Annotated in this window: 11 protein-coding genes and 2 tRNA genes; 11 read left to right on the top strand and 2 right to left on the bottom strand. The window is 48.1% G+C overall.

Features of this window, described 5'->3' with window-relative positions; all coding sequences use genetic code 11:
* The first annotated feature begins 189 nt into the window (after nucleotides 1-189).
* From spoVT to ABU165_RS23540, 8 genes are all read left to right on the top strand, one after another.
* On the top strand, nucleotides 190-726 hold the full coding sequence (spoVT, locus tag ABU165_RS23575; RefSeq protein WP_009796163.1) for a stage V sporulation protein T: 537 nt from the start codon (nucleotides 190-192) through the stop codon (nucleotides 724-726).
* Nucleotides 727-927: 201 nt separating this feature from the next.
* Complete coding sequence (locus tag ABU165_RS23570; RefSeq protein ID WP_318061043.1) at nucleotides 928-2529, top strand: putative polysaccharide biosynthesis protein; 1602 nt, start codon at nucleotides 928-930, stop codon at nucleotides 2527-2529.
* 6 nt (nucleotides 2530-2535) lie between these two features.
* Complete coding sequence (gene yabN / locus ABU165_RS23565; RefSeq protein WP_318061042.1) at nucleotides 2536-3996, top strand: bifunctional methyltransferase/pyrophosphohydrolase YabN; 1461 nt, start codon at nucleotides 2536-2538, stop codon at nucleotides 3994-3996.
* Nucleotides 3997-4010: 14 nt separating this feature from the next.
* Nucleotides 4011-4280 (top strand): RNA-binding S4 domain-containing protein, encoded by a 270-nt coding sequence (locus ABU165_RS23560; protein WP_009796160.1) that lies wholly within the window; start codon nucleotides 4011-4013, stop codon nucleotides 4278-4280.
* 128 nt (nucleotides 4281-4408) lie between these two features.
* Nucleotides 4409-4711: a sporulation protein YabP gene (gene yabP / locus ABU165_RS23555; protein WP_022543208.1), complete on the top strand. Its 303-nt coding sequence runs from the start codon at nucleotides 4409-4411 to the stop codon at nucleotides 4709-4711.
* Entirely contained in the window at nucleotides 4708-5334 is a 627-nt protein-coding gene (gene yabQ, locus ABU165_RS23550) for a spore cortex biosynthesis protein YabQ (protein ID WP_009796158.1), read from the top strand. Before yabP ends, yabQ begins: the two co-directional genes overlap by 4 nt.
* 23 nt (nucleotides 5335-5357) lie before the next feature.
* Nucleotides 5358-5765 carry an FtsB family cell division protein gene (locus ABU165_RS23545; protein ID WP_009796157.1) on the top strand — a complete coding sequence of 136 codons (408 nt, stop codon included), beginning with the start codon at nucleotides 5358-5360 and terminating at the stop codon, nucleotides 5763-5765.
* An 86-nt stretch (nucleotides 5766-5851) separates the two neighbouring features.
* Nucleotides 5852-6322 (top strand): S1 domain-containing RNA-binding protein, encoded by a 471-nt coding sequence (locus ABU165_RS23540; protein WP_009796156.1) that lies wholly within the window; start codon nucleotides 5852-5854, stop codon nucleotides 6320-6322.
* Between the two features lie 370 nt (nucleotides 6323-6692).
* On the opposite strand, the gene ABU165_RS23535 is transcribed toward ABU165_RS23540, so the two are convergent.
* Both ABU165_RS23535 and ABU165_RS23530 read right to left on the bottom strand, forming a co-directional pair.
* Nucleotides 6693-6764 (bottom strand) — tRNA-Glu (locus ABU165_RS23535).
* Nucleotides 6765-6780: 16 nt separating this feature from the next.
* Nucleotides 6781-6854 (bottom strand) — tRNA-Met (locus tag ABU165_RS23530).
* A gap of 332 nt (nucleotides 6855-7186) precedes the next feature.
* On the opposite strand from ABU165_RS23530, the gene spoIIE reads away from it, so the two are divergent.
* From spoIIE to ABU165_RS23515, 3 genes are all read left to right on the top strand, one after another.
* Nucleotides 7187-9664 (top strand): stage II sporulation protein E, encoded by a 2478-nt coding sequence (gene spoIIE / locus ABU165_RS23525; RefSeq protein WP_009796155.1) that lies wholly within the window; start codon nucleotides 7187-7189, stop codon nucleotides 9662-9664.
* An 89-nt stretch (nucleotides 9665-9753) separates the two neighbouring features.
* Nucleotides 9754-10491, top strand: coding sequence for a vWA domain-containing protein (locus ABU165_RS23520; protein WP_009796154.1), 738 nt, complete (start codon nucleotides 9754-9756; stop codon nucleotides 10489-10491).
* The gene (locus ABU165_RS23515) at nucleotides 10460-11452 is read left to right on the top strand and encodes a serine/threonine protein kinase (RefSeq protein WP_009796153.1); all 993 of its coding nucleotides are present in this window, start codon (nucleotides 10460-10462) and stop codon (nucleotides 11450-11452) included. Before ABU165_RS23520 ends, ABU165_RS23515 begins: the two co-directional genes overlap by 32 nt.
* The last annotated feature ends 42 nt before the right edge of the window (nucleotides 11453-11494 follow it).

Raw genomic sequence — 11494 nt, 5'->3', positions numbered from 1 at the left:
GTAAGGATTTTTATACTGGAATGTTTATCCTATTGAGGAAATGTTATCACCCGAGAGAAAAAATATTTGCAAGTGTATAGAACTTTCCATATGAAAGATACTAAGTTCAAACATGGAGAAGATTTCAACAAAAGGAAGCAGAAATCTACTCCTGCTAAAAATCATCAGATGAAAGTGAGGCAACGCAGGATGAAAGCAACTGGTATAGTTCGTCGTATCGATGATTTGGGTCGTGTAGTAATCCCGAAGGAAATCCGCAGGACACTGCGAATTCGTGAAGGTGACCCGCTGGAAATATTTGTAGACCGCGATGGTGAAGTCATCTTAAAGAAGTACTCGCCAATCAGCGAATTAAGCGATTTTGCAAAAGAATATGCAGAAGCTCTGTATGACAGCCTTGGAAACCCGGTCCTGATCTGTGACAGGGATACATTTATCGCAACGGCAGGCGGATCAAAAAAGGATTATCTGAACAAAAACATCAGTGATCTGCTGGAAAAAACAATGGAAGACAGAACTTCTGTCCTCGTCAACACTCAAGGTGAGTATGCCCTTGCAGATGGGAATGAGGAAAGCCTTTCTGCTTATACAATCGGTCCGATCATTGCCAATGGCGATCCGATAGGGGCAGTCATCATTTATGCGAAGGAAGATTCGCTTGGTGATGTAGAACAGAAGGCTGTAGAAACGGCAGCTGGATTCTTGGCAAGGCAGATGGAGTCCTAATACCAATTTTGAATCTTATAGAGATGAGAAGGGGCAGCCTGGCTGCCTTTTTTCTATGGGAAAAATGAAAATGAATGCTTCAAAGCTATTTGTTTTATGACAGACGGGTAACGAAACAAGGTTAATGCGCTATCATCCCATCCTGCGGCCAATAGTTATGCTATAATACTTTTCGAATTCATTATTGGAAGGAGATGGGCAATGAAGCCCGTTAATCAATCAGGAGATCTGTTCAAAGGAGCCCTGATCCTTGCAGCTGCAGCTTTGATCACAAAGGTTTTGAGCGCAGTTTACAGAGTCCCCTTCCAGAATATCGTAGGGGATGTCGGCTTTTATATTTACCAGCAGGTATATCCTTTTTACGGGATTGCCATCGTGCTGTCTACATACGGTTTTCCGGTCGTGATTTCAAAGCTTTATGCTGAACAGGCAAAGAGCAGGAAAGAAGCTCTTCAGCTGCTGGCTGCCTCCGGTCTTTTCCTTTTGGCCACTGGTCTGGCTGCTTTCTTGATAATGTTTGCCGGGGCAGATTGGATTGCTTCGCAAATGGGAGATCCAAAGCTGGGCATCCTTTTAAGGACTCTTTCACCAGCCTTCCTTCTTCTGCCGGCGACAGCTCTTCTCAGGGGTTATTTCCAGGGCCGGGGCGACATGCTTCCGACTGCTGTTTCCCAGGTGGGAGAGCAGGCCATCCGTGTGGCGACCATTTTGGCTGCTGCGTTCATCCTCATGAAAGAAGGAGCATCACTATATACAGCCGGCAGCGGGGCCATTTTCGGTTCAGTGACAGGAGGCATTGCTTCTGCAGTCATCCTGTCCGCCTTTTTCTGGCGTGTGATAAAAAAGGAAGCAGCTGGGGCAGCGGGTATTGAACTGAGTGGAAAAGCAGTCCTGAAGACGATGAAAACCATCGCTCTCCAGGGTGCGGCCATCAGTGCGGCTTCTATGCTGCTCATCCTTCTTCAGCTGGCAGATTCTCTGAATCTGTATTCCCTGCTTGTATCGGCAGGGCTGGATGCTGAAGAGGCAAAGAAGCTGAAAGGGATTTATGACAGGGGCCAGCCGCTCATACAGCTTGGGACCGTTATTGCCACCTCAATGTCGCTTTCCCTTGTTCCGCTCATCACAGCTGAAAAACTGAAAAACAATCAGAAGTTCCTTGCTGAAAAGGCAGGCCTAGCCCTCCGTGTCAGCCTGCTCTTTGGGACAGGTGCGGCCTTAGGATTATGGGCCATTATCAAGCCGGTCAATATCATGCTGTTTGAGAATGCGGAAGGATCAGAAGTGCTCTCAGTGCTGAGCCTGTTCATTTTCTTTGCCTCGATCATCATGACCCTGGCGGCCATTCTGCAGGGGCTGGGCCACACCTTTTTCCCGGCGGCAGTGATTATTGGAGGCTTCGGGATAAAATATATCCTTAACATTCTGCTTGTGCCGGCTGCAGGGACGATGGGAGCAGCTATTGCTGCATGTGCAGCACTCGCCGTTGTGCTGCTTGTCCTGCTCGTCAGGCTCCGCTTCTTATTCCGGCAGCCTTTAGTGCCGGGCCGCTTCATCCTGGGGCTCGGAACTGCTGCTGCTGTCATGCTGCTGTATTTGAAGGCCTACCTGCTGGCAGCAGGATCTTTGGCAGGGGAAGGGCGCCTTGCGGCCGGCCTTATAGCTTTAAGTGCAGCTGCAACAGGCGGAATTGTATTCATGCTTTTAGCTTTAAAAGGAGAGACTTTTAGAAAAGAAGAAATCAGCATGCTGCCTTTTGGAAGCAAGCTGGGCTATTTGCTGCCCGGCAGGAACAGGAGATGATTTGACATGAATAAGATTACGATTTACGGCCTTGGGGCGGGAGACCTTGAACAGCTGCCCTTTGGCGTCTATAAAGCTCTTCAGGCTGAGGGGGCGGTATATTTAAGGACAGAGGACCACCCGGTGATCCGGGAGCTTCAAGATGAAGGGATGGCTTTTCAATCATTTGATCGTATATACGAAAAGCACAGCCGCTTTGAAGAGGTATATGAGGAAATTTGCGATATTCTCCTGGCGAAAGCAGCAGATAGGGATGTTGTCTATGCTGTACCGGGCCATCCGCTGGTTGCGGAGAAAACGGTTCAGATTCTGCTTGAGAAAGGCCCTGTGCTGGGAATTGATATCGTGATTGGGGGAGGCCAGAGCTTTCTGGACGCCCTGTTTCAGGCACTGAAAATAGATCCGATCGAAGGCTTTCAGCTGCTGGATGCCACTGATCTGAAGAAAGATGAAGTGATGCTTAAGCATCATATGATCATCGGGCAGGTGTATGATACCTACGTGGCGAGCAATGTGAAGCTGACCCTGATGGAAATGCTTCCGTACGATTATGAAATTTATATTGCCACGGCAGCAGGGAGCAGCAGGGAAAGCATCAGGAAGGTGCCTTTGTTTGAGCTTGACCGGGAAGCGGAAATCAATAACCTGACCTCAGTCTATGTGCCGCCGGTAAAGGATGAAACCCTCCTTTACAGGGAATTCAGCAAGTTCCGGGAAATCATCGCCGCATTGAGGGGGCCGGACGGCTGTCCGTGGGATCTCAAGCAGACGCACCAATCGCTCAGGAAATACTTGATCGAGGAAGCTTATGAGCTTATCGAAGCGATTGATAATGAAGATATCGACCATATGATCGAGGAGCTGGGAGATGTCCTCCTGCAGGTAGTTCTGCACGCGCAGATCGGGGAAGATGACGGCTATTTCTCTATAGATGATGTCATTCAGGGTGTCAGCGAAAAAATGATCCGCAGGCATCCCCATGTTTTTGGCGACGCCTCGGCGGATACAGAAGAGCAGGTGCTGAAAAATTGGCAGGAAATCAAGGCTGAAGAAAAAGGAGCAGTTCCTGAGTCGCTCTTAAGCGGAATCGTCAAATCAATGCCGCAGCTGCTCCAGGCGGCGGATATCCAGAAGAAAGCAGCCGGCGCAGGCTTTGACTGGCAGGAAATCGGGCCGGCTTGGGAGAAGGTTAAAGAAGAGCTGTCTGAATTTGAAGAGGAAATGAACCGGGACCCGCGATCAGAAGAAGCAGCAAAAGAGTTCGGCGATATCCTGTTTGCACTTGTGAATATTGCGAGATACTGCAAGATCGATCCGGAGCAGGCGGTCTTCACGACCAATCAGAAGTTCATCAGACGTTTTAAGTATATTGAAGATAAAGTCAGGGAGAGCGGCCGGGACTTCAGCGGATACAGCCTGGAAGAGCTGGACCGGTTCTGGGATGAGGCGAAACAGCAAGGACTATAAAGGGGGAGACAAGAATGAGACTGGATAAATTTTTGAAGGTATCAAGACTGATTAAAAGAAGAACGCTCGCAAAGGAAGTGGCTGACCAGGGAAGGATCCTGATCAACGGACAGCAGGGGAAGGCCAGCTCAACCGTAAAGGTCGGCGATGAGCTGACGGTCAGGCTCGGGCAGCGGATTGTAACAGCGAAGATCGAGCGCCTCCAGGAAACAAGCCGCAAGGAAGAAGCCGCTGAAATGTACACCATCCTGAAGGAAGAGCGCACCGGCCAGCAGGAAAATTAATGTTTAAGTCAGCACCAGCGGGGAATCAGGTATTGTATAATGGCCGGACCTGACTGAATTGTTCTAAACGGCCCCCCTCCCTCATAACATGTACAAAAGGTTGTACTATGCGATTGTGGGGGATGAGGATGAGTCAATACTATGAATCAAACACAGGCAAAAGCAATGCTCCTGATCATGATGTCATCATGAGGGGACGAAAGCTTCTGGATATTACCGGCGTCAAGCAGGTCGAAAGCTTTGATAATGAAGAATTCCTTTTGGAGACAGTCATGGGCTTCCTGGCCATCCGCGGCCAGAATCTCCAGATGAAGAATCTGGACGTGGAGAAAGGGATCGTATCCATTAAGGGGAAAGTATTTGACCTCGTATATATGGATGAACAGCAAGGGGAAAAAGCTAAAGGGTTCTTTAGCAAGATATTCCGATGACCCTTTCTGCGCAGTTTCTTACCATGCTTGCCATGATTGGCATGGGAAGCGCGTTCGGCGCGTCGCTCGATACATATAACCGCTTCCTGCGCCGCGCCAAAAGAAAAAGCTGGATTGTCTTCATCAATGATTTTTTATTTTGGAGTCTGCAGGGACTTGCTGTCTTTTATGTATTGTTCGTAATCAACCAGGGCGAGCTGAGGTTCTACATCTTTATTGCCCTGTTCTGCGGATTTGCCGCCTACCAGAGCCTGCTTAAGCAGGGGTTCCTCCGGCTGCTTGAAATTTTGATAGGAGCGATTGCCGCGATATTCCGCTTTTTTGTCAGAATGGCACACCTTTTGGTTTATAAACCGATCCAATCGATCATCATGGGTATTATTTCACTTATTGTGCTGCTCGGAAAAGGCATACTGGCCCTTATGCAGCTGGTACTTAGGATCATATGGACCCTTTTAAAAGTGATTTTAAGCCCTGTCAAATGGATTTGGTCACTTTTTTGGTTTATTTTGCCGAAAAAGATTAAAAATAGCGTCGAGAAGTTATATAATAAATTGGCAGGAAATTTACACACATTCAAGAATAACTTAAACAGCTTAATAACCAGATGGAAAAATAAATAAATGGGCAAGGAGGGGCTGCGAGAGTGAGTGCCATCAGGAAACGCAAAGTAGCAAAAATCGAGACAAACTATGCCAAACAGCAAGAGAATGCAGAGATCAGCACAGCCAGGAAGAGAGTCCTGCTTATCCGCAGGCTGACTGTCTTTTTCGTTGGCGCTGCAGCCATCGCCGTATTGATGATCTCTACACTCGTCACGCAATCCTCTGCTCTTGAAGAAAAGGCCCTCGAAAAAGAGAAATTTGAAAAGAAGCTCGCCTCCCTTAAAAAGAATGAGGTCCTCCTGGAAGAAGAAATCGTCAAACTGAATGATGATGAATATATAGCCAAGCTTGCGAGGAAGAACTATTTCCTTTCCGAAAAGGATGAAATCATCTTTAATCTGCCTGAGGACAAGGACGGAAAGAAGGAAAAGGAAAAAACATCCGAGTAGCAGTCTTATTGACACTCTTTTTTGAAATTCTGTATAATATAAAGTAAGTTTAATTCTTTTAATCTTTAAGGAGGCAAAATCTTTTTATGTCAATCGAAGTAGGCAGCAAGTTACAAGGAAAGGTTACCGGCATTACAAACTTCGGCGCGTTCGTAGAACTGCCGGAAGGTTCAACCGGTCTTGTCCACATTAGTGAGGTCGCAGATAACTATGTTAAGGATATTAATGATCACCTGAAGGTCGGTGACCAGGTAGAGGTTAAAGTCATTAATGTGGAGAAGGATGGAAAGATCGGCTTATCCATCAAGAAAGCAATAGACAGGCCAGAGAGACCTGCCAGACCAGAAAGAACTGACAGGCCTGAACGCCGCGATTCACGGGGCGGATATTCCGGATCCCAGCGTCCGCGCCACGGAAGATCCAATGACAGCCGTCCGCCAAGAGAGAACTTTGAGTCTAAAATGGCCAAGTTCCTGAAAGACAGTGAAGATCGATTGGCCTCGCTAAAACGCAATACTGAATCCAAACGCGGAGGAAGAGGCGCTAAACGAGGATAACTTGCTGCTGATTTTTTCTATATATTGCATGACCATGACAGGCCGAGGGGCTTGTCTTTTTTTTGCGCTTTAACAGAACGAAAAAACACCTGCTCCCAATTGAGCAGGTGTTTTTGGATGTATGGGAAGAATCAGACAACCATCGAGTCTTAATCTAGGTCTCAAAAATAGAACTAAAAAGACGCCTTCATTTCTGAGGCGTCTTAAGCTTGTCGGCTCTGAGCAAGCCGCTTCCGCATTTCATTGTCCAGCTGCGGGTGCTAGCCCCTCGAGTCTTAAGCCACCTCAGAATTGAAGGCAAAAGACGCCTTCATTTCTGAGGCGTCTTAAGCTTGTCGGGGCTGGGCAAGCACCCTCCGCATTTCATGTATGACCCCTACGGGATTCGAACCCGTGTTACCGCCGTGAAAGGGCGGTGTCTTAACCGCTTGACCAAGGGGCCGTATTAAAGATAAGGATAGCGGCGGAGGGGATCGAACCCCCGACCTCACGGGTATGAACCGTACGCTCTAGCCAGCTGAGCTACACCGCCATAATATAAGCACAAGGAATATAATACAAAGGATTGACCGTGGTGTCAATAATATTTTAAAAGAAAAATGTCGGTTCTCCTTTTTTTCGGTTCGCCAATTTTTTTTGACGGGCAAATCGCGCTTTCAAGGCATTATCAACCTCTTTTTGAGTGAATATTCAAAACATAAATTATATTTTAGGGATTATCTTCCATTATATTGTTTGCTTTTTTGTTATTAGGAGGAAAGCCGTCGAAAGAAAAACATGGGCTTGTCTCCTCTTTTGACAAACTTTTATGTATAACCAATTTTATAATAATCAGCAACGATACAAATACGGGGAGTGGAATAAATGGAAAAGGCGGAACAGACGGTAATGGATCCTGCTGGGGAAGTTGATTTCAACGGATCGAAGCTCGAATTGGCAAAAGGCCTTCACAAGTTCCAGATGAAGATGGAGGCCTTTTTTATCAAAAAGGGCTATATCCTTCTATTGATCGGATTTCTCCTGGGAAGGGCGCTCATCCTGGCGAAATTGACGCCCTTCAGCCTGCCGTTCTTTGCAGCGGTCTATCTGATCAAGAGGGATAAGGCACCGCTGGCCCTGATTGGGCTTACTGCCGGTGCATTCACTTTATCTATGATGAATGCAGCATCAGTGTTTGGAATCTGCTTTATATTCCTCTTCGCCTTCCGGGTTTCTAAAAAGTGGCTGAAAAATGAAGTAAGGGCCCTGCCGGTCTATACATTTTTCGTATTGGCGATCGGGAAGATTGCAGAAGCTTATATTGTTTCAGGACAGCTGTCGCTTTATGATGCGATGATGGCCGGCGTGGAAGCAAGCCTCGGCTTTATCCTTACTCTGATTTTCCTGCAGAGCCTGCCATTGCTCAGCATATCAAAAAGAAGGCAGTCTTTGAAAACTGAGGAAATAGTCTGCCTGATCATCATGCTAGCCTCAGTCATGACCGGAACGATCGGCTGGTCGGTGTATGACCTGTCTGTTGAACATATATTATCCAGATATCTGGTTCTATTATTTGCATTTGTTGCAGGCGCAACGGTCGGGTCAACAGTCGGGGTGGTGACCGGATTGATTTTCAGCCTGGCGAATGTTTCTAGTTTCTATCATATGAGCCTTCTTGCTTTCTCCGGCCTCCTGGGCGGCCTGCTGAAGGAAGGGAGAAAGCTTGGCGTGGCGTGCGGACTGCTGATTGCCACCTTATTAATCGGGATGTATGGGGAAGGAACGGGTACCTTGCTGAAAACAGTTCTGGAGACTGGTGCAGCAACGGTCTTATTTTTCCTGACCCCGCAGGCGCTGACAGGGAAGCTTGCCAGGCATATACCGGGGACCCCAGAGTATGCGGCTGAGCAGCAGCAGTATATGCGGAAGATGCGGGACGTTACAGCCCAGCGCGTTGCCCAATTCTCGACTGTATTCCAGGCTTTGTCCAAAAGTTTCTCTTCCCATGATAATCCCATTGATTGGGATGGGGAGGAAAGGGAGATGGATTATTTCCTGAGCAATGTCACGGAGAAAACATGCCAGACCTGTTTCAAGAAAGACCATTGCTGGGCAAGGAACTTTGATACAACCTATGAATATATGAAGGAAATTATGCATGAAATGGATGCCCAGCAGGGGACCGTTTCCGGAAGGCTGACAAGGGAGTGGGAAAAACATTGCACCCGCTCTAAAAAGGTATTGGAAACGATGCATCAGGAGCTGACGTTTTATCAGGCAAATCTGAAGCTCAAAAAGCAGGTTCAGGAGAGCAGAAGGCTTGTGGCAGACCAGCTGCTGGGCGTGTCAGAGGTAATGGGCGATTTTGCGAAAGAAATCCAGCGGGAGAGGGAAAATCATCATAAGCAGGAAGAGTCCATCCTCGACGCACTCCAGGGGTTTGGCATCCAGATCGAACAGGTGGAGATTTACAGCCTGGAGCAGGGGAATGTCGACATTGATATGACGATCCCCTACTGCAGGGGGCACGGCGAGTGTGAAAAACTGATAGCCCCGATGCTGTCAGATATATTGGGAGAAACCATTCTTGTCAATTCAGAGGAGTGTTCCACATTTGGAAGCGGCAGCTGCTACGTGACTTTCCGATCGGCTAAAGCCTATGCGGTTGAAACCGGGGTGGCCCATGCAGCAAAGGATGGCGGACTGATTTCCGGCGACAGCTATTCGACCATCGAGCTTGGAGGAGGTAAATATGCCATTGCCATCAGCGACGGGATGGGGAACGGCGAAAGGGCCCATATTGAGAGCAAGGAAACCCTCCAGCTGCTTCAAAAGATTCTTCAATCAGGGATAGAGGAGAAGGTGGCGATTAAGTCGGTCAACTCTGTACTGTCATTGAGGACGACGGACGAAATCTTTTCCACTCTTGATCTGGCCATGGTCGATCTGCAAAATGCAGCAGCCAAGTTCCTGAAGATTGGATCGACACCAAGCTTCATTAAGAGAGGCGGCAAGGTCCTCAAGGTTCAGGCAAGCAATCTGCCGATGGGGATATTGCAGGAATTCGAGGTGGATGTGGTCAGTGAGCAGCTGAAGGCAGGCGATCTCCTGATCATGATGAGCGATGGTGTTTTTGAAGGTCCAAAGCATGTGGAAAACTATGACCTGTGGATGAAGCGGAAGATCCATGAGCTGAAAACAGAGGATCCTCAGGAAATAGCCGACCTGATCATGGAGGAGGTCATCAGGTCTCGTTCAGGCCTGATCGAGGATGATATGACTGTGGTAGTATCCAAAATAAAGCATAATACGCCAAAATGGGCTTCCATCCCGGTCCAGAAGCTGCGCCAAAAAGCCAACTGATTATTTTGTCCCTCTCTTCCTCCGAACATGTATATTTCCGTCCTGTTCCGTCGAAAATGGTACCAATAAGGAACAGGAGGGGAGATTATATGAAGACCGGAACACTGAAACAGATTCTGCTTATTACAGACGGCTGCTCCAATCAGGGCGAAGATCCTGTGGCCATGTCAGCTTTGGCGAAAGAACAGGGCATTACGGTAAATGTCATCGGAGTAATGGAGAAGGATGTCATTGACGAACGGGGCATGAATGAAATTGACGGGATTGCCCTCTCCGGGGGCGGGGTAAGCCAGGTCGTATACTCGCAGGCGTTATCCCAGACGGTCCAGATGGTAACGAGAAAGGCAATGACGCAAACACTCCAGGGTGTGGTGAATAAGGAGCTTCAGCAAATATTGGGCGGCTCCCAGACGGTTGAAGACCTTCCGCCGGAAAAAAGGGGAGAGGTCATGGAGGTTGTAGATGAGCTCGGGGAAACAGTCGAGCTTGAGGTGCTGGTCCTCGTCGATACAAGTGCGAGCATGAAGCATAAACTCCCGACGGTCAAGGAAGCCCTTCTCGATTTGTCTTTGAGCTTGAATGCCCGTTCTGGCGATAACCGTTTTGCAGTTTTTGTATTTCCCGGGAAAAAGAATGATGTCGAAAAACTGCTGGATTGGACGCCAAGGCTCGAATCACTGACAAGCATTTTTTCAAAGCTGTCAACAGGAGGCATCACCCCTACCGGGCCGGCAATCCGTGAAGCTTTAAGCTATTTCAAGAAAAAACGTTCACTAAGGAGCCTGCTTTCCCGTGATGATGAACAATACATTGAAGAGTCTATGTAAAGTAAGCCCTGGGACGATTATCGAAGGGAAATGGCATCGCAACCGGTATACGATTATAAGGGAGCTTGGCTGGGGGGCGAATGGGATCGTCTATCTTGCCCAGTGCCGGAATCAGCAGGTTGCCTTAAAGATGAGTGATAATGGAATGTCCGTTACCTCTGAAGTAAATGTGCTCAAATCCTTTGCCAAGGTCCAGGGTTCTGCCCTCGGGCCTTCTTTGCTTGATGTCGATGACTGGGAGAGGAAGGATGCCCGGATTTCCTTTTATGCAATGGAATACATACACGGACCTGATCTGCTCGGCTTCATCCGGCAAAAAGGTCCTTCCTGGACAGAAGTGCTTCTTTCCCAGCTGCTCAGCGATCTGGAAAAGCTTCATCAGAGCGGATGGGTGTTTGGCGATCTTAAGCCGGAAAACCTGATAGTGACTTCCCCTCCTCCGAGGATACGCTGCATCGATGTGGGCGGTACAACCATCAAAGGGAGGGCAATCAAGGAATTTACTGAGTTTTACGACCGCGGATATTGGGGGCTTGGTACAAGGAAGGCCGATCCGCAGTATGACTTATTCGCTGCTGCAATGGTGCTGATTAATCTATATTATCCTAAGCGGTTCAATAAGACTGCAGGTGGCATCGGCCAGCTCAGGGATATGATCAGACAGAACAAAGAGCTGATGAAATATGAGCTTATGCTCATGAAGGCACTGGAGGGAAGGTATGCATCCGCTGCTGAAATGAGGAAAGAGCTTCTTGCATTGCCTGCAGCGGGGCAGCCTGAAAGCCGCACGGCCAGGCGGAGTGCAGCCAGGAACCAGGCTGCCGGTCCTCGGCCAGCCCCCTCACGGACCAGGCAGGGAGCCAAGGATCAGAAGAAGAAAGGCGGATTCCTGGAAACGGTGCTCATTGTCTTTGTTATTTCAGTCCTTTATTTCGTTTATATTTATGGACAGCTGGTCTAAAGAAAAATGATGAAACTTTTCGCTTGTGCATACGTACATAAT

The sequence above is a fragment of the Cytobacillus sp. T106 genome (assembly GCF_040492155.1).
Taxonomy (GTDB): domain Bacteria; phylum Bacillota; class Bacilli; order Bacillales; family Cytobacillaceae; genus Bacillus_AB; species Bacillus_AB infantis.
The sequence above is the reverse complement of the archived record's forward strand: the minus strand, read 5'-3'. Positions and strand labels throughout refer to the sequence as shown.